Raw genomic sequence first — 17947 nt, 5'->3', positions numbered from 1 at the left:
CCTTCTTCCGCGCTCCCTCTCGCCGGTCGGTCCGACTTCCCGGGGGCTGCGGCCCGGCCGTTCCCGGCGGCGACCGGACGGAACACCGTTCGCCGCGGTTCAGAGCGCCCGGGAGGGCTTGGCGCCCTCGGCGGTCCTGAGGGCCGTCGGCGCGGCCGGGCGGGGCCGGAGCAGGGCGAGGCCGCCGGCGGTCAGGGTGATGGTGACGGCGGAGAGAGGGGTCCAGTCGCCGAGGCGGTCGTACCAGGTGCGGGCGGCGGGGTCGGCGAGGGGGACGCGGACGGTGAGGGCGCCGCGGGCGGAGGTGTCCAGGTGGGCCAGGCGGCGGCCCTGGCGGTCGTAGGCCACGGACTCGCCGGTGAGAGCGGCCTGGACGACGGGGCGGCCGGTCTCGGCGGCGCGGAGGGCGCCGAGCGAGGCGTGCTGGGCGGGGGCCCAGGTGTTCTGGAAGGTCGAGGTCGCCGACTGGTAGATCAGCAGCCCGGCACCGTAGTTCGCCGCCGTGCGGGACATGTCGGGGAAGGCGGACTCGAAGCAGATCATGGTGCCGAGCGGCAGCGGGCGGCCGTCGCGGGTGCTCGCCTGGATGAGGTGGAAGCTGGTGCCCGGCACCCGGTTCTCGCCCGCTGCCTTGCTGATCCCGGCGACCCAGCCGAGGACCGGCCGCAGCGGGATGTACTCGCCGAACGGCACCAGGCGGATCTTGCGGTAACGGGCGGTGATGCCCCCGGGGGTGACCAGGACGGCATCCTTGGAGATCCTGCCGTCGCCCTTGCGGGCGTCCTCGCCGACCAGCAGCTGGGCGCCGGTCGTGGTGGCGAGGCCGCGGAGGCGGTCCAGCGCGGCGGTGTCGCGGTCCAGGTCGGCGGCAGTGCTGCTCTCGCCCCAGACCACCAGGTCGATCGGCTGCCCGAGCAGACGGGCGGTGATCGTGGCGCTGGCGTCGAACCTGGATCCGGGGCTCCGGGTGACGCCCGGCTGGACCAGTGCCACGGTGGCCTGGTCACCCGGCGACGGCTGGGTGCGCAGCGCGAACAGCACGGGGCCGGAGACCACCGCGAGTGCGGCCACCGCGGCGGACAGCACCCGGAGCGAGGTCTGACGGTCCGTCAGCGCAATCACCACCCCGGTGTTGGCCACCACCACGGCGGCGCTCACCAGCCACGCCCCGCCGACCGAGGCCAGCGCCAGGACGGCCGGGTGCTGCCACTGGCTGGCACCCAGCAGCGCCCACGGCCCGCCGAGCGCCTGCCAGGAGCGCGCGTACTCGGTGCTCACCCAGACCGACGGCACGACCACCAGCGCACCGAGCGCCCGGGCGAGGGTGAGCGGCGGGTGCAGCAGGCGCCACACCGCCAGCCCGAGCGCGGTCTGCAGCGCCCCGAAGACCACGGCCAGCGGGAGCAGTGCCGGTCCGATCGAGGGGAACAGCCAGTACAGCGCGGCCAGCAGGAAGCCGGTACCGAACCACCAGCCGCGAACTGCCGCCTCCCGTCCGCTCGGTGAGTACCGCATCAGCAGCAGCCCGGGCACCAGGGCGACCCAGGACAGCGGGGCCAGGCTCGGCGCGGGGAAGGCCAGTACGGGCAGTGCGCCGGCGAGGAGCGCCGCTAGGCGGGCGAGGCGGGGCGTCATGTCCTGATTGTCCGCCCGAACGGCTCGACTGCCCAGGTCACGGACGCCGGTGTGTCACCCAGGCCCTGGAAGGGAGGTGGGACGGGCCCTGCGCCCTTGGCAGTTCATGGGAACGGGGAGCCCGGGACCGGCCATCACGGCCGGATCTCGGGCTCCCCGCGGGTGAGTTGCAGCCCCGGGGTGCTACGCGTCGCCCTCCAGGTCGCCCTCGGTCTCCAGGAAGGCGGTGCGCAGGGCGTCGATCAGCTCCGGGTCCGGCTCGGCCCACAGACCGCGTTCGGCGGCCTCCAACAGGCGCTCGCTGATGCCGTGCAGCGCCCAGGGGTTGGCCGCGCCGAGGAACTCGCGGTTGGTGGGGTCGAGGACGTACTCCTGGGTGAGCCGCTCGTACATCCAGTCCGCGACCACGCCCGTGGTGGCGTCGTAGCCGAACAGGTAGTCCACGGTGGCGGCCATCTCGAAGGCGCCCTTGTAGCCGTGCCGGCGCATCGCCTCCAGCCAGCGCGGGTTGACCACGCGGGCGCGGAAGACCCGGGCGGCCTCCTCGGTCAAGGTGCGGGTGCGGACCGTCTCGGGCCGGGTCGAGTCGCCGATGTAGGCGGTCGGGGCCTTGCCGGTGAGGGCGCGGACGGTGGCCACCATGCCGCCGTGGTACTGGAAGTAGTCGTCCGAGTCCGCGATGTCGTGCTCGCGGGTGTCGGTGTTCTTGGCGGCGACGGTGATCCGCCGGTACGCGGTCTCCATCTCCTCGCGCGCCGGGCGGCCGTCCAGGTCGCGGCCGTAGGCGTAGCCGCCCCACACCGTGTAGACCTCGGCCAGATCGGCGTCGGTGCGCCAGTCGCGGCTGTCGATCAGCTGGAGCAGGCCCGCGCCGTAGGTACCCGGACGGGAGCCGAAGACCCGGACGGTCGCCTTGCGCTCGTCGCCGTGCACGGCCAGGTCGGCCTGGACGTGGGCGCGGACGAAGTTCTGCTCGTCCGCCTCCTCCTGCCGGGCGGCGAGCCGGACCGCGTCGTCCAGAAGCGCGACCACGTGTGGGAAGGCGTCCCGGAAGAAGCCGGAGATGCGCAGGGTCACGTCGATGCGCGGGCGGCCCAGTTCCTCCAGGCTGATCGCCTCCAGGCCGGTGACCCGGCGGGAGGCGTCGTCCCAGACGGGGCGGACGCCCAGCAGGGCGAAGGCCTCGGCGATGTCGTCGCCCGCCGTGCGCATCGCGCTGGTGCCCCACAGCGAGAGGCCGACCGAGGGCGGGAAGGCGCCGTCGTTGTCCGCCCGGTAGCGCTCGATCAGCGAGGCGGCCAGCGCCTGGCCGGTCTCCCAGGCGAGCTTGCTGGGTACGGCCTTCGGGTCGACCGAGTAGAAGTTGCGGCCGGTCGGCAGCACGTTGACCAGCCCGCGCAGCGGCGAGCCGGACGGGCCGGCCGGGACGAAGCCGCCGTTGAGCGCGTGCAGCACGGCGTCCAGCTCGTCGGTGGTCCGCGCCAGGCGCGGGACGACCTGGCGGGCGGCGAAGTCCAACACCTCCCGGACCGGCTCGGGGTGGCCGGCCGCGACCTTCTCCACCGCCTCCGGCGCCCAGTCCTCGGCCTCCATCGCCTCGACCAGGGCTCGCGCCCGGGCCTCGGCCGCGTCCGTGGCACCGAGGGTGAGCGCCGCCTCGTCCAGTCCGAGGGCCTCGCGCAGGCCGGGCAGCGCGCTCACACCGCCCCAGATCTGCCGGGCGCGCAGGATGGCGAGCACGATGTTGACCCGGTCCTCGCCGGCCGGCGCCTGGCCGAGGACGTGCAGGCCGTCCCGGATCTGGGCGTCCTTGACCTCGCACAGCCAGCCGTCGACGTGCAGCAGGAAGTCGTCGAAGCCGTCGTCCTCCGGGCGCTCGTCCAGGCCCAGGTCGTGGTCGAGCCGCGCGGCCTGGATCAGGGTCCAGATCTGGGCGCGGATCGCGGGCAGCTTGGCGGGGTCCATCGCGGCGATGTTGGAGTGCTCGTCGAGCAGCTGCTCCAGGCGCGCGATGTCGCCGTAGGAGTCGGCCCGGGCCATCGGCGGGACCAGGTGGTCGACCAGGGTGGCGTGGGCGCGGCGCTTGGCCTGGGTGCCCTCGCCCGGGTCGTTGACCAGGAAGGGGTAGACCAGCGGCAGGTCGCCGAGTACCGCGTCCGGGCCGCAGGCGGCCGACAGCGCGGCCGTCTTGCCCGGCAGCCACTCGAGGTTTCCGTGCTTGCCGAGGTGGATCACGGCGTGGGCACCGAAGCCGCCGTCCTCCTGGGACGCCGCGATCCAGCGGTAGGCCGCGAGGTAGTGGTGAGAGGGCGGCAGGTCGGGGTCGTGGTAGATGGCGACCGGGTTCTCGCCGAAGCCGCGCGGCGGCTGGATCAGCACCAGCAGGTTGCCGGAGCGGATCGCGGCCAGCACGATGTCGCCCTCAGGGTTGCGGCTGCGGTCCACGTACAGCTCGCCGGGCGCCGGACCCCAGTGCTCCTCGACCTGCTCGCGCAGCTCGGCGGGCAGCTCGGCGTACCAGCGGCGGTAGTCGGCGGCCGGGATGCGGACGGGGTTGCGGGCGAGCTGGTCCTCCGTCAGCCAGTCCTGGTCGTAGCCGCCGGCCGCGATCAGGGCGTGGATCAGCGCGTCACCCTCGTGTGCTGCTACTCGCCCGCTCGCCTCCGGGCCCTCTGACCCGGCGCCGACGCTCTTCGCTCCGGCACTCCCTCGTTCCTCGGTCGCTTGTCGCTCATCCCTTTCGGCACCGGCGGGCCCTTCGGCTCGGGGCGGGGAGGAGTCCAGCCCCGGCAGGTCGTCGCCGAGGTCCATGCCCTCCTCGCGCAGCCGGTGCAGCAGGCGGACCGCGCTGGCCGGGGTGTCCAGGCCGACCGCGTTGCCGACCCGAGCGTGCTTGGTCGGGTACGCGGAGAGCACCAGCGCCAACCGCCGCTCGGCGGGCGGGACATGGCGCAGCCGGGCGTGCCGGACCGCGATGCCCGCGACCCGGGCGGCGCGCTCGGGGTCGGCGGTGTAGACGGTCAGACCGTCCTCGTCCAGCTCCTTGAAGGAGAACGGGACGGTGATCAGGCGGCCGTCGAACTCGGGCACGGCGACCTGGGTGGCGGTGTCCAGCGGGGAGAGGCCGTCGTCGCTGTCCTCCCACTGGGCACGCGACCAGGTCAGGCAGAGCGCCTGCAGGATCGGGCGGTCGAGCGCGGCGAGCGCGCCCGCGTCCCAGGCCTCCTCGTCCCCGCCCGCCTGCGCGTCGGCCGGCCGGGTGCCGCCGGCCGCCAGCACGGTGGTGACGATCGCGTCGGCCTGGCCGAGTTCGGCGAGCAGTTCGGGCTCGGCGCCGCGCAGCGAGGCGCAGTACAGCGGCTTCGGGCGGCCGCCCTGGTCCTCGATCGCCTGGCACAGGGCCTCGACGAAGGCGGTGTTGCCGCTCATGTGGTGGGCGCGGTAGTAGAGCACCGCGACGACGGGGCCCTCGGCGGTCCGCGGGGTGCGCTCCAGGGGGCCCCAGGCCGGGGCCGAGACGGGCGGGGTGAAACCGTGGCCGGTCAGCAGCACGGTGTCGGAGAGGAAGGCGCCGAGCTCGGCCAGGTTGGCCGCGCCGCCGTGCGCCAGGTAGGCGTGCGCCTCGGCTGCGATCCCGGCGGGGACGGTGGACAGCTCCATCAACTGGGCGTCCGGCGCCTGCTCACCCGTCAGCACGACCACCGGGCGCGGGCCGGCCAGCAGCGCGTCCAGGCCCTCCTGCCAGGCGCGGCGGCCGCCGAGCAGCCGGACGACCACCAGGTCGGTGCCCTCCAGCAGCGCGGGCAGGTCCTCGGCGGTCAGCCGGGCCGGGTTCCCGAGGCGGTAGCGGACCGGGCCCGCACAGGCGCGGGCGCTCAGCAGGTCGGTGTCGGAGGTGGAAAGCAGCAGGATCACGCGACGGCCCTCCCGGCCAGGTCGGCGCCCCGTGCCGAAAGGTGTGCCGCGCGCGGCCGAGCCGCTGGTTGGTGCTCTGAGAGCGCTGAGCGACAGCCGACCGGCGATGGAGGGAGCGCAGGAGTGATGGGTGCCAGCGGCTCAGCCCGCCCGTCGAGCGGGCGGGACGCAGCAGCGCGTGCGGGCATGCGGCAGCGCACAGGTCTCAGGCCTTCCTCGGGGTCCGCGCCCCGGGCTAAGGGAGGACGGCAGGAGTTCCTGGCTCCCACGGCGGTGAACCGTGGTCACAGTGGCGGGACCGCACCGGGTTTGCACCGGTTTCCTCCCCTTGGCGCCGTCGCTGGCGTGGACGGCCCACAGGACCGCCCGGGAGCATCGTACGGGGTGCGGCTGGGCTGGGGGAGTGTGATCTGTTCCGGGCGGTGCATCCGGAACGGCAATCTGTATGCTCGCCGCCATGCCACCCGTACCCGACTCCGTCGCACCGGGCCCCGGTACGCCCGACCGCGGGCGTTCGGACGTCTGTCCGGGGGCCCTTCGTCTGCACACCGCCGACGACGGTTCCCTCGCCAGGATCCGCATACCCGGCGGGTTGCTGACGAACAGTCAGGCAGTGGTGCTGGCCGACGCGGCCGAGGAGCTGGGCGACGGCGCACTCGAGACCACCTCGCGCGGCAACGTCCAACTGCGCGGCCTGCCTTCGGACTCCGGTGGCGAACTCGGCCGCCGCCTGCGCGACGCCGGCCTGCTGCCCTCAAAGACCCATGAGCGGGTCCGCAACATCGTCGCCTCCCCGGCCGCCGGGCTGGACGGCCTCGGCCACGCCGACGTCCAGGACTGGGTGCGGGAACTCGACCGGCGGCTGTGCGCGAGCGAGAGCGCGGCCCGCCTCTCCGGCAAGTTCCTCTTCGCCCTGGACGACGGGCGCGGTGACGTCGCCGCACTGGACGCCGATGTGACATTGATCGCAACCGCAGGCGGCGGCGCCCTGCTGCGCCTCGGCCGCGCCGCCACCGCCCGCCCGGTGCCGCCCGGCGGGGCCGCCGAGCACGCGGTCCGCGCCGCCGAGGAGTTCCTGGAAATGCTGCGCACCAGTGGCGCCAAGGCCTGGCACCTGCGCGAGGTTCCCGGACTGCTCGACCCGGGCGCCGAACCGCTGCCCGCGCTGCCGGCCGCCACTTTGGCCCCGGGCGCACTGCCCGGCGGACTCTCCGTGGGCCTGCGCTTCGGCCGGGTGAGCGCCGCACGGTGGCGGCGGCTGGCCGCAGCCTCGGCCGGCGAGCTGCGGCTGACCCCCTGGCGCGGGATCGTCCTGCCGGGGGCGCCGGTCGACCGGCTGCCCGAACTGGCCGCGGCCGGCTTCCGCACCGCCCCCGGCTCGGTCTGGGAACGGGCCAGCGCCTGCACCGGACTGCCCGGCTGCGCCAAGTCGCGCGCCGACGTACGGGACGACGCCGCACGGGCGTTGGACGCGGCGCAGACCCCGGCCGCTGCCGGCCCACTGCCCGTGCACTGGTCCGGCTGCGAGCGGCGCTGCGGGCATCCGGCTGGGGAGTGGGTGGACGTCCTGGCCACCGGGCAGGGCTACCGGGTGACCCGCGTCGGCCCCGGGGTCGAGGCCCCGGGGGCGGGAGTGTCAGTGGATGTGTCGACGGAACAGATGGCGGAGGCGGTAGCCGAAGCCCGGAGGACCAAGTGATCGAGTACGAGAAGGACGGCGCGGCCATCTACCGCCAGTCCTTTGCCACCATCCGGGCCGAGGCCGAACTGGCCCACCTACCCGCCGACGTGGCGCAGGTCGCCGTGCGGATGATCCACGCGTGCGGCATGACCGACCTGGTCGACGACCTGCTCTGGTCGCCCGGCGTGGTCGCGAGCGCGCGCGCCGCGCTGCACGCCGGTGCGCCGATCCTGTGCGACGTTTCGATGGTCGCGAGCGGAGTGACCCGCAAGCGGCTGCCCGCCGACAACGAGGTGGTCTGCACCCTCTCCGACCCCTCGGTGCCCGAGCTGGCCAAGAAGATGGGCAACACCCGCAGCGCCGCCGCGATGGAGCTCTGGCTGCCGCGATTGGAGGGCGCCGTGGTCGCCGTCGGCAACGCGCCGACCTCGCTGTTCCGGCTGCTGGAGATGGTCGAGGCCGGTGCGCCGCGCCCCGCCGCCGTGATCGGCGTACCGGTCGGCTTCATCGGTGCCGCCGAGTCCAAGGAGGCGCTGGCCGCGCACCCGTCCGGCCTGGACCACCTGGTGGTACGCGGCCGGCGCGGCGGCAGTGCGATCGCCGCGGCGGCCATCAACGCGATTGCGAGTGAGGAAGAGTGACGGAACATCAGGAGAACGGGGCCGGGCGGCTGTACGGCGTCGGCCTCGGCCCCGGCGACCCGGAGCTGGTGACCGTCAGAGCCGCCGCGCTGATCGGCCGGGCGGACGTGGTGGCGTACCACAGCGCCCGGCACGGCCGTTCCATCGCCCGCTCGATAGCCGGGCCCTACCTGCGCGGCGACCAGATCGAGGAGCAGCTGGTCTACCCGGTCACGGTCGAGTCCACCGACCACCCCGGCGGCTACCGGGGCGCACTGGACGAGTTCTACGAGGAGGCCGCCGCCCGGCTGGCCGTCCACCTGGACGCGGGCCGGACCGTCGTCGTACTGGCCGAGGGTGACCCGCTGTTCTACGGCTCGTACCAACACATGCACAAGCGGCTGGCACACCGCTACCCCACCGAGGTGGTGCCCGGGGTGACCTCGGTGAGCGCCGCCGCCGCACGGCTGGGCACGCCGCTGGTCGAGGCCGACGAGGTGCTGACCATCCTGCCCGGCACCCTCCCCGAGGAGGAGCTGACCGCGCGTCTGGCCGCCACCGACTCCGCCGTGGTGATGAAGCTGGGCCGCACCTTTCCGACCGTACGGCGGGCGCTGGAGCGGTCCGGTCGGCTGGCCGAGGCCCGTTACGTCGAGCGGGCCACCATGGCCGGGGAGCGCACCGCGCCGCTGGACGAGGTCGACCCCGAGACGGTTCCGTACTTCTCGGTCGCCGTGCTGCCCAGTCGGATCGGGCGTACGTCCGCCGAGTCCGGGCAGCCCGCCGAGTCCGGGAAGTCCGTCGCGGGCGAGGACACGGGCGAGGACACGGGCGAGGACGCGGGCGAGGTCGTGGTGGTCGGTCTCGGACCGGCCGGGCCGCTCTGGCTGACCCCCGAGGCGCGCGGTGAACTCGCCGCCGCCACCGACCTGGTGGGCTACACCACGTACCTCGACCGGGTGCCGGTGCGAAGTGGCCAGCGGCGGCACGGCTCGGACAACAAGGTCGAGGCCGAGCGCGCCGAGTTCGCCCTGGACCTGGCCCGGCGCGGACACCGGGTGGCCGTGGTCTCCTCCGGCGACCCGGGCGTCTTCGCGATGGCCACCGCCGTACTCGAGGCCGCCTGCGAGGAGCCGTACCGCTCGGTCCCGGTGCGGATCGTGCCGGGGATGACGGCCGCGCACGCCGCCGCCTCCCGGGCCGGCGCCCCGCTCGGCCACGACTACGCGGTGGTCTCGCTCTCCGACCGGCTCAAGCCCTGGGAGGCGGTGGCCGGGCGGCTGCGCGCCGCCGCCGAGGCCGACCTCGTCCTCGCCCTCTACAACCCCGGCTCGCAGAGCCGCACCACCCAGGTCGGCCTGGCCCGCGACCTGCTGCTGGAGCACCGCGCCCCCGACACCCCCGTGGTGATGGCCCGCGACGTGGGCGGCCCGACCGAGCGGGTGCGGACCGTCCGGCTCGCCGACCTCGACCCCGCCCAGGTCGACATGCGGACCATCCTGCTGGTCGGCTCCTCGCAGACCCAGGCGGTCCGGCGGGACGACGGCACCGAGGTGGTCTGGACCCCGCGCCGCTACCCGTCGGCCTGAAATGCCTGGGCGGAGCGCCGGGCCGTCCCCCGGTGCTCCGCCCGACCACCGTTCGAGCCGGGTGCGCTCGCGGGCCTGCCCTGACCGCGTGAGATCCCGGCCCGTTCATGCAATCTGATAACCATTCGGATCGCCGGGGGTTGGGCGCTAGCATCCCGGCCCATGACGATCAACGCCGACACCGCCGCGATACTCGACAGCGCCCTCGCCCGGATCACCGCCGGGTACGTCTTCCCCGAACACACCACCGCCATCGAGACCGCGATCCGGGGACACCTCGCCGCCGGGGCCTACGAGGGCCTCGCGGCACCCGAGTTGTGCGCGGCGGTAACCGCGCACCTCCAGGAGGCCTGCCCCGACAAGCACCTGCGGCTGCTGTACGAGCAGGAGCCGCAGTCGATGGAGGAGGAGCCGGAGGAGGTCGCCTCGGCGCGCTTCGAGGCAAGGTGCGTGGCGGCCAACTTCGGTGTCGAGCGGGTCGAACGGCTCGACGGCAACATCGGCTACCTGGACCTGCGCCTGATCGCGGACCCTGCCACGGCCGCCCGCACCTTCGCCGCCGCCATGGAGCTCCTCGCCTTGACCTCGGCCCTGGTCCTGGATCTCCGGAAGAACATCGGCGGCCTGCCCGAGGGTGTTGCCCTGTGGTGCAGCTACTTCTTCCCGGACGGCGACACCCACCTCAACGATGTCTACGACCGCAAGACCGACTCCACCCGGCAGTACTGGACCTCCACCCACCTGCCCGCCCCGCGCTACCTGGACCGGCCGGTCTACGTACTGACCAGCGCTTCGACCTTCTCCGCCGGCGAGGAACTCGCCTACAACCTGCAGGCCAACAAGCGCGCCACCCTGGTCGGCGAGACCACCCGCGGCGGAGCCCACCCCACCGCCCGGATCGCGGTCACCCCGCACATCACCGTCACCGTGCCGACCGCCCGCGCGGTCAACCCGGTCACCGGCACCAACTGGGAGGGCGTGGGCGTCGTCCCGGACATCGCCGTCCCCGCCGACCGGGCGCTGGACGCCGCCGTCGAGGACGCGCTGCGCGGGAGCGCCGCGGCGTAGCGCCGCCGTATCGCGGGCCTGTTGCCAGGCGTCCCGCCGGCGACGGTCTCCGGCGGGACGCCCAGGCTGTGGACCCGGTGCGGTTCAGTCGAGCTGGTACTCGAACCAGATCCGGTGCGTGCCGTCGGCCTCGACCACCAGCCCGCCCGAGCCGGAGATGCCGGCCAGTTCGCCGGTGCCGCTCGACGGCACGATGGTGAAGAACTCCGCGCTGCGGTTGCTGCCGGAAGTCGACGTCGAGTGCGCGAAGTTGAAGGTGCCGGCCCGGCCGTGCAGCGATCCCTCGAACGACTCCATGGCCAGATAGGTGCCGACGCCCGCGGCATGGTCGAACGCGGAGGTGAACAGGGTCGCGGAGTGGCCGACCACCTCGCCCCGGTAGTGCTTCTCCATCGTCGCGACACCCGCCGGGGTTGCGGTGGACACGGCCAGGGGCGATGCCAGCTCGGCCGGAGCGAAGTTCTTCACGGTGAACGTTCCGTCAGCTCTCATGACCTGATCGTATCGGCCGGGGCCGCCCTGGGGCGGTAAGTCGCGGCTCAGCGTGGGCGGTTCGCCGGGTACGCGGCCGAGCCGCGTGCGGAGCGCTCAGGACGGGAGGTCCGCCAGCCAGGCGAGGGCACCCGGGACGTCCGGCGCGGCCTGTACGCCCCGGGGGAGTTCCGGGCGGCGGACGATCACGACCGGGATGCCCAGTTCGCGGGCGGCCTTCAGCTTCGGGGCGGTGGCCGCGCCGCCGCTGTCCTTGGTGACCAGGACGTCGATCCGGTACTCGCGGCAGACGGCCCGTTCGCCGTCCAGGGTGAACGGGCCCCGGTCCAGCAGGACTTCGGTCTGCGGGGGCATCGGCGCCTCGGGGGCGTCCACCGAACGGGCGAGGAAGAAGTGGTCGGTGAGGTGCGTGAAGGCGGCCAGCCCCTGGCGCCCGGTGGTCAGGAACACCCGGCGGCCGAGGCCCGGCAGCGCGTCGGCCGCCTCGGCCAGCGAGTCCACCGGGTGCCAGCGATCCCCCGGAACCGGCACCCAGCTGGGACGACGCAGAGCGAGCAGGGGAACATGTACCTCGGCGGCTGCCTCGGCCGCGTTGCGGCTGATGGTTCCGGCGAAGGGATGGGTGGCGTCGATGAGCGCGTCCACGCGCTGCTCGCGCAGCCAGGCGGCGAGCCCGGACGGCCCGCCGAACCCGCCGATCCGCACCTGCCCGGCGGGCAGCCGGGGCTCGGCCACCCGGCCCGCCAGCGAACTGGTCACCCGCAGCGACGGGGCGGCGTCCAGCTGCTCGGCCAGCCGCCGGGCCTCCGTGGTGCCACCGAGGATCAGGACGTGCCGCACAGACATGGGAACTCCAGGGGACGTACGTGGCTGAGACGGGAGGCCGGGCCGCACAGCTGAAGAGCAGCGGGCTGCGGCACGGGTGGACGACGGGCGCGTGCGCGACGGCGGCGACCGCCGCAGCGTACACGGCACTGCTGACCGGGGACTTCCCCGACCCGGTGACGATCACCCTGCCCAAGGGTCAGCAACCGGCCTTCTCCCTCGCGGACGAGAAGCTGACGGAGTGTCAGGGTAATGGCCGAGAGCAGGCGATGGCCGGGGTGGTGAAGGACGCCGGGGATGACCCGGACGTCACCCATGGCGCGCTGGTCCGCTCCACCGTCCGGCCCGCGCCGCCCGGCAGCGGAGTGGTGTTCCGGGCCGGACCCGGCGTCGGCACCGTGACCAAGGCCGGACTGCCGCTGCCCGTCGGCGAACCCGCGATCAACCCCGTGCCCCGGCAGATGATCCGGGACACCGTCGCCGAGATCGCCGCCCGGTACGGCGGCAGCGGGGACGTGGAGGTGGAGATCTCCGTCGACAACGGCGAGGAGATCGCCCGCTCCACCTGGAACCCCCGGCTCGGCATCCTCGGCGGTCTGTCCATCCTCGGCACCACCGGCATCGTGGTGCCCTACTCCTGCTCCGCCTGGATCGACTCCATCCGGCGCGGCGTGGACGTCGCCCGCGCCGCCGGGCGCACCCATGTCGCCGGCTGCACCGGATCGACCTCCGAGCGGGTCGCCGTGGCCGTGCACGGGCTGCCCGAGGACGCCCTGCTCGACATGGGCGACTTCGCCGGGGCGGTGCTGAAGTACCTCAAGCGCCATCCGGTGCCCAGGCTGACGGTCGCCGGAGGCTTCGCCAAACTCTCCAAACTCGCCGTCGGCCACCTCGACCTGCACTCGGCCCGCTCCCAGGTCGACAAGGGCTACCTGGCCGAACTGGCCCAGCGGGGCGGGGCGGACCCGGCGCTGACCGCCGCCGTCGCCGCCGCCAACACCGGCCTCGAAGCCGTCCAGCTCTGCTCGGCCGCCGGCGTCCCGCTCGGCGACCTGGTCGCCGAGGCCGCCCGTGCCACCGCCCTCGGGGTCCTGACCGGCTCGCCGGTCGCCGTCGACGTCATCTGCATCGACCGCGCCGGCACCATCGTCGGCCGGGCCGAACCGGCGGGTCCGGGTTACCCCTGACACCGCAACCGCAGTCGTGAACGGCCTGCTGCGGCAGTACTTCCCCAAGGGCACCGACTTGTCGGTCCACAGCAGCGATGACCTGGACGCTGTGGCCGCTGAACTCAATGACAGCCACCGCAGGACGCTCGACTGGGAGACCCCGGCCGAGCGCATGCAGAAGCTGCTCGGGTCTTGGGTTCAGAAGTCAGGGCGCGCCCGGAGCGCCGCGAGGGCGGCGGGCCAACGTGAAGCGGATCTACTGACCGGGGCGCTCCATCTGGCTACGATTTGCACATGGCTGATCACGACACGGAATTCCGGTCTCTCGACGGCACCCAGCTCCTTGGCACGATCAGCACCCCGCCGACCCCCTTCCGGAGCGGCTTCGCCGTCCTTGTACACGGCTCCGGCGTCACTCGAGAGGAGGGCGGGTTCTTCACCCGCCTCGCCGGCGGCCTTGCCGAACACGGCATCACCAGCCTGCGATTCGACCTGCGAGCCCACGGGGCCAGCGCGGGCCGGGAGTCCGAGCTGACGATCGCGTCCGTCGCCAACGACATCCGCGCCGCCACCGATCACCTGCGCGCGCACACGGGCAACGCGGGGCCGGTGCACGTCATCGCCGCGTCGTTCTCCGGCGGCGCCGCCTGCCTCCACGCCGCGCACCGACCGGGCGGGGTCGGGAAGTTGGTGCTTCTGAACCCTCGCTTGGACTACCGGGAGCGATACGTCACCACCCGACCAGGCTGGCAGGACGACTATCTGTCTCCCGAAATGGCGGATCTGCTGCACAGGCAGGGCTTCACCGAGAAGTCCCCGTTCGAGCTGAACCGGGCCCTGCTGAACGAGGTGTTCTACCTGGACACCCCGTCCATCCTTTCTTCGGTGAAGGCGCCGGTGCTGCTGGTTCACGGCACGAAGGACACCTTCGTGCCGATCGAGTCCACCTACCGGCATCGACCGATGTTCGGCGGCCCGACCGAGCTACTGGAATTGGCAGGCGCACAGCACGGCTTCGCCGTCCACGACGACCCGAGATACCTCAACCCGCAGTCGCAGGCATGGCAGGCCGAGGTCGTCTCCCGTGTGAGCACGTTCCTCTCGTCCCAACCTGCCGCCAGTACGAGCAGTTGGTCACGCAGTTCCCTCACCGCCTGGCGCTCGCCGTAGGGGCTCAGTGCCAGCGCGGTGCGGCGCAGTTCGGAGAGGGCCTGCCCGAACCGAGCCGGCCGCAGCCAGGTTCAGGGCCTCCAGGGCAACGATGGCCTGTCCAGCTTCCGGGGTCTCGGCGCGCCGGTCCTCTCCGCAGTCACCCTCATACGCCCGTGAACACGGCGCTCCCTGCCCGGCCGTAGCGGGGCAGAGGGCTCTTGGTCGTTCGCGGCTGGTCAGCGGAGCGCGGCAACAGCATCCGTGTACTGCTCGGTGGTCAGGTCGTCGTCGGCGATTCCGAGCGCGTCGAGCACCGACCGCACGACAGCAAGGGACGCCAGGAGATCGTCAGCTGTTGCTGCAACCGTCTCCACCTCAATGAACGTGCCGTCGATCTCCGGCACTCGAACGAGCGTGGCCAGGAGGTCACGGCCGTCTGCCTTGATGCTGTAGTTCCGGCACCGCTTCTCGAAGGCGATCGCAGGCACATAGCCCAGGCCCCGCACAATGGCGTGGGCCGCGGCGGCGTCGTCAACGCGCGTCTCCGCTTCGGGCTTGGAACCGGACGCCTCGTCTACTCGGGTGCCCTTGTACGTCATCACGGTTCGGGTGTCGTCGGTGCTGTGCACCGTTCTGATCCGTAGTTCCCGATCGCCGCCCATCAGGCCACCTGCCGGATCGTCATAGTAGGTGTCCTGGTACACCTCTGGACGTCCCGGGCCATAAGCATCCTCCAGGCGCGTCATGACGCTCTCCGGGTCGCGCACGCGCGCCTTGAGTTCGGCCTCGATCGCCACTTTGTCCCTCCGTCAGATCACCTGTTGAGCATCTTCGAGCATGCGCCCCCAACCCGATGTTCACCCTCAACCGGGCGATCGCACTTGATGGCTCCCCGGCGTAGGCGTGGCTAGCTCCGGAAGTCCGGGTAGCCCAGGATGAGGAGCTTCTCGGACGGATTGAGGACGTAGGGGACGATCTTGCCGGTGTCCTCGAAGCCGAGCCGCCGGTAGAAGGCCAGCGCACGCCCGTTGCTCTCGTGCACACCCAGGGTCAACCAGCGTACGTCGGTGTGGTCCTGGGCGTGGCGGATGCTTGCCCTGATCAGGCCGGCGGCGGGGCCGTCAGGGCCACGGTACTTCGGGGAGACGTAGACCGAGTGGACGTGAACGTGATCCGGGATGTCCGGGAGAGGCCCGACACCGGCGAGCCCGACCCAGTTTCCGGCTTCGTCGGCGGCGATGAAGGTGGCGCGCTCCTCGGAGGTGGCCTCGACGGCGGCCTGCTCCTGCCAGACGCCGTCGGGGAGGGCGGCGGTGTCGTCGTAGGAGGAACTGAAGGCCGTCGGTGCATCGCGCAGCGCCTCCAGCCTGATCGTGCGGAGTTCCCGCCACTCCGTGCCGGTCATCCGGCGTATGAAGTAGTGCATGGGTCCGGCCTTCGCAGAGTCGGGTGGCGGCATCACCACCGGGATGGATCAGCTGCCGCCTACCGGGGCCGCTCGGCGACGGTTCTGGTCGCGTCGGACAGGCTCATTGTCCTGATCGTCATACACCCAGCATCCTCGGGCGGCGCCGGGCCGAAATCGCGCCCGTGGATGATCTACCTCCCCCGTGCGGGGGAGGTAGATCATCGGTCACAGCACTAGCCGCCGCAGGGCTCGTGCGGCCGCTCGCGCTCCGGGGAGTAGAGGTGGCTGTCGCGGAACTGCTCCGCGCCGAGGGTGCGGCCGACCAGGATGACGGCGGTGCGCAGGACTCCGGCCGCCTTGACCTGGGCCGCGATGTCGCCGAGGGTGCCGCGGAGCACCAGCTCATCCGGGCGGCTGGCCATGGCCACCACCGCTGCCGGGCAGTCGGCGCCGTAGTGCGGCAGCAACTCGTCCACCACGCTGTCCACGTACCGCGCCGCCAGGTGCAGCACCAGCAGGGCGCCGCTGCGCCCGAGGGTGGCGAGGTCCTCGCCCTCCGGCATCGGGGTGGCCTGCCGGGCGACCCGGGTGAGGATCACCGTCTGGCCGACCGTCGGTACCGTCAGTTCGCGCTTGAGGGCGGCCGCGGCGGCCGCGAACGCCGGTACGCCGGGCACGACTTCGTACGGGATGCCCGCCGCGTCCAGGCGCCGCATCTGCTCGGCCACCGCGCTGAACACCGACGGGTCGCCCGAGTGCAGCCGGGCCACGTCCAGGCCCTCCTCGTGGGCGCGGACCATCTCGGCGACGATCTGGTCCAGGTTCAGGTTGGCGGTGTCGACCAGCCGGGCGTCCGACGGGCATTCGGCGAGCAGTTCGCGCGGCACCAGGCTGCCCGCGTACAGGCACACCCCGCTGGCGGCGAGGATCCGCTGGCCGCGCAGGGTGATCAGGTCGGCGGCGCCGGGACCGGCTCCGATGAAGTGGACGGTCATGGCGTGGGCTCTCCCTGCTTCTCGGGGTGGGTTTCGGGCTGCTCCGTGGCGGGTTTGACCACCGACCAGTGCGTCACCGGCATCGCCTGCCGCCAGCCGGTGAAGGAGCCGACGGGTACGGCGTGGGCGACCGCCAGCCGCAGCAGCTCGCCGCCGTGCCTGCGGTACCACTCGGTCAGCAGGGCCTCCGACTCCAGCGTGACGGTGTTGGCGACCAGCCGTCCGCCCGGCGGCAGCGCGTTCCAGCAGGTCTCCAGCAGACCGGGCGCGGTGAGCCCGCCGCCGATGAACACCGCGTCGGGGGTGGGTAGTTGGTCCAGCGCCTCGGGTGCGCGGCCGGTCACCACCCTGAGCCCGGGCACCCCGAGCGCGGCCGCGTTGCGGGCGATCCGCTCCGCCCGCACCGGGTCGCGCTCCACGCTGACGGCCCGGCAGGAGCGGTGCGCGCGCAGCCATTCGATCGCGATGCTGCCCGACCCGCCGCCGACGTCCCACAGCAACTCGCCCGGCAGTGGAGCGAGCGAGGCCAGGGTCGCCGCCCTGATGTGACGCTTCGTCAACTGTCCGTCGGATTCGTACGAGTCGTCCGGCAGTCCGGGCACCAGCGAACCGCGGGGTGCGCCGGGTGCGGGCGCGCACTCGACGGCGATCAGGTTGAGCGCGGCGCCCGGCTGGTGCGGCCAGTCCTCGGCGCGGCCGTCCAACTGCCGCTCCTGCGGCCCGCCCAGCTGCTCCAGCACGCGCAACCGGCTGGGGCCGTAGCCGCGTTCGGTGAGCAGCGCGGCGGCGGCGGCGGGCGTACCGGCGTCCGCGCTGAGCACCAGCAGCCGGCGGCCCGGGTGCAGGGCGAGGCCGAGCGAGTCCAGCGGCCGACCGACCAGGCTGACCACCTCGGTGTCCTCCAGCGGCCAGCCGAGCCGGGCACAGGCGTGCGAGACGGAGGAGGGGTGCGGCAGCACCCGCAGACGCTCGGGGCCGACCGTCTCGGCGAGGGCGCGGCCGATGCCGTAGAACATCGGATCGCCGCTGGCCAGTACCGCCAGGCGCCGCTTCGAGTGCTCGGCGAGCAGCCCGGGGACGGCCGGACGCAGCGGCGAGGGCCAGGGCAGGCGGACGGCGGTGACCTCGGCCGGGAGCAGGTCCAGTTGGCGAGGGCCGCCGATCACGGTGTCCGCCGCGCGCAGTGCCGCACGGGCCGGCTCGGCCAGCCCGGCCCAGCCGTCCGCGCCGATCCCGACCACGGTCACCGGCTGGTCGCCGTTCGCGGGGTCCGCGGGGTTGGCGGGGTCCGTCGGTCCGGGCGGCACGGGGGGCGTGGCGGTGGCCAACGGGCTGCTCCTCTGGTGGTGGTCCGGCGCGGCGGTCCGTGCAGGTCGCACGGGCAGCCCGCAGCCTACC

14 protein-coding genes, 1 pseudogene and 1 riboswitch are annotated in these 17947 nt (G+C 73.3%); of the genes and pseudogenes, 7 read left to right on the top strand and 8 right to left on the bottom strand.

Features of this window, described 5'->3' with window-relative positions; genetic code table 11:
* Positions 1-99: 99 nt before the first annotated feature.
* Positions 100-1635, bottom strand: coding sequence for an apolipoprotein N-acyltransferase (gene lnt, locus ABD369_RS09825; RefSeq protein ID WP_344635890.1), 1536 nt, complete (start codon positions 1633-1635; stop codon positions 100-102).
* A 183-nt stretch (positions 1636-1818) separates the two neighbouring features.
* The gene (gene cobN / locus ABD369_RS09820; protein ID WP_344635889.1) at positions 1819-5550 is read right to left on the bottom strand and encodes a cobaltochelatase subunit CobN; all 3732 of its coding nucleotides are present in this window, start codon (positions 5548-5550) and stop codon (positions 1819-1821) included.
* A 230-nt stretch (positions 5551-5780) separates the two neighbouring features.
* Positions 5781-5932: riboswitch (cobalamin riboswitch) on the bottom strand.
* A 75-nt stretch (positions 5933-6007) separates the two neighbouring features.
* On the opposite strand from cobN, the gene ABD369_RS09815 reads away from it, so the two are divergent.
* The 4 genes from ABD369_RS09815 to ABD369_RS09800 all read left to right on the top strand — a co-directional run bounded on the left by ABD369_RS09815 (position 6008) and on the right by ABD369_RS09800 (position 10508).
* Positions 6008-7249, top strand: coding sequence for a cobalamin biosynthesis protein CobG (locus ABD369_RS09815; protein ID WP_344635888.1), 1242 nt, complete (start codon positions 6008-6010; stop codon positions 7247-7249).
* Positions 7246-7872, top strand: coding sequence for a precorrin-8X methylmutase (locus tag ABD369_RS09810; RefSeq protein ID WP_344635887.1), 627 nt, complete (start codon positions 7246-7248; stop codon positions 7870-7872). The genes ABD369_RS09815 and ABD369_RS09810 overlap by 4 nt, the downstream gene beginning before the upstream one ends.
* Positions 7869-9440, top strand: coding sequence for a precorrin-2 C(20)-methyltransferase (locus tag ABD369_RS09805; protein ID WP_344635886.1), 1572 nt, complete (start codon positions 7869-7871; stop codon positions 9438-9440). Before ABD369_RS09810 ends, ABD369_RS09805 begins: the two co-directional genes overlap by 4 nt.
* 162 nt (positions 9441-9602) lie before the next feature.
* On the top strand, positions 9603-10508 hold the full coding sequence (locus tag ABD369_RS09800) for a S41 family peptidase (RefSeq protein ID WP_344635885.1): 906 nt from the start codon (positions 9603-9605) through the stop codon (positions 10506-10508).
* Positions 10509-10592: 84 nt separating this feature from the next.
* Here the strand turns inward: ABD369_RS09800 and ABD369_RS09795 are convergent, their stop codons facing one another.
* Complete coding sequence (locus ABD369_RS09795; RefSeq protein WP_344635884.1) at positions 10593-11000, bottom strand: DUF3224 domain-containing protein; 408 nt, start codon at positions 10998-11000, stop codon at positions 10593-10595.
* A 96-nt stretch (positions 11001-11096) separates the two neighbouring features.
* Positions 11097-11846 carry a cobalt-precorrin-6A reductase gene (locus ABD369_RS09790; RefSeq protein WP_344635883.1) on the bottom strand — a complete coding sequence of 250 codons (750 nt, stop codon included), beginning with the start codon at positions 11844-11846 and terminating at the stop codon, positions 11097-11099.
* Positions 11847-11866: 20 nt separating this feature from the next.
* On the opposite strand from ABD369_RS09790, the gene ABD369_RS09785 reads away from it, so the two are divergent.
* From ABD369_RS09785 to ABD369_RS09775, 3 genes and pseudogenes are all read left to right on the top strand, one after another.
* Positions 11867-13012: a cobalt-precorrin-5B (C(1))-methyltransferase gene (locus tag ABD369_RS09785; protein WP_344635882.1), complete on the top strand. Its 1146-nt coding sequence runs from the start codon at positions 11867-11869 to the stop codon at positions 13010-13012.
* A 19-nt stretch (positions 13013-13031) separates the two neighbouring features.
* Positions 13032-13187, top strand: a pseudogene (locus ABD369_RS09780) (IS30 family transposase); the annotation flags it as partial.
* A gap of 101 nt (positions 13188-13288) precedes the next feature.
* Positions 13289-14164 carry an alpha/beta hydrolase family protein gene (locus ABD369_RS09775; protein WP_344635881.1) on the top strand — a complete coding sequence of 292 codons (876 nt, stop codon included), beginning with the start codon at positions 13289-13291 and terminating at the stop codon, positions 14162-14164.
* 218 nt (positions 14165-14382) lie between these two features.
* On the opposite strand, the gene cyaB is transcribed toward ABD369_RS09775, so the two are convergent.
* From cyaB to cbiE, 4 genes are all read right to left on the bottom strand, one after another.
* The gene (gene cyaB, locus ABD369_RS09770; protein WP_344635880.1) at positions 14383-14943 is read right to left on the bottom strand and encodes a class IV adenylate cyclase; all 561 of its coding nucleotides are present in this window, start codon (positions 14941-14943) and stop codon (positions 14383-14385) included.
* A gap of 110 nt (positions 14944-15053) precedes the next feature.
* Positions 15054-15572, bottom strand: a complete 519-nt coding sequence (locus ABD369_RS09765) for a GNAT family N-acetyltransferase (RefSeq protein WP_344635879.1) — start codon at positions 15570-15572, stop codon at positions 15054-15056.
* Positions 15573-15787: 215 nt separating this feature from the next.
* Positions 15788-16549, bottom strand: a complete 762-nt coding sequence (cobM, locus tag ABD369_RS09760) for a precorrin-4 C(11)-methyltransferase (RefSeq protein WP_344635878.1) — start codon at positions 16547-16549, stop codon at positions 15788-15790.
* Positions 16546-17877 (bottom strand): precorrin-6y C5,15-methyltransferase (decarboxylating) subunit CbiE, encoded by a 1332-nt coding sequence (cbiE, locus tag ABD369_RS09755; RefSeq protein WP_425557567.1) that lies wholly within the window; start codon positions 17875-17877, stop codon positions 16546-16548. Before cbiE ends, cobM begins: the two co-directional genes overlap by 4 nt.
* Positions 17878-17947: the final 70 nt, after the last annotated feature.

Origin of the sequence: Kitasatospora cystarginea, from assembly GCF_039533515.1 — a bacterium.
Taxonomy (GTDB): domain Bacteria; phylum Actinomycetota; class Actinomycetes; order Streptomycetales; family Streptomycetaceae; genus Kitasatospora; species Kitasatospora cystarginea.
Note: the sequence above shows the minus strand (reverse complement) of the source record. Positions and strands in the feature narration are given on the sequence as shown.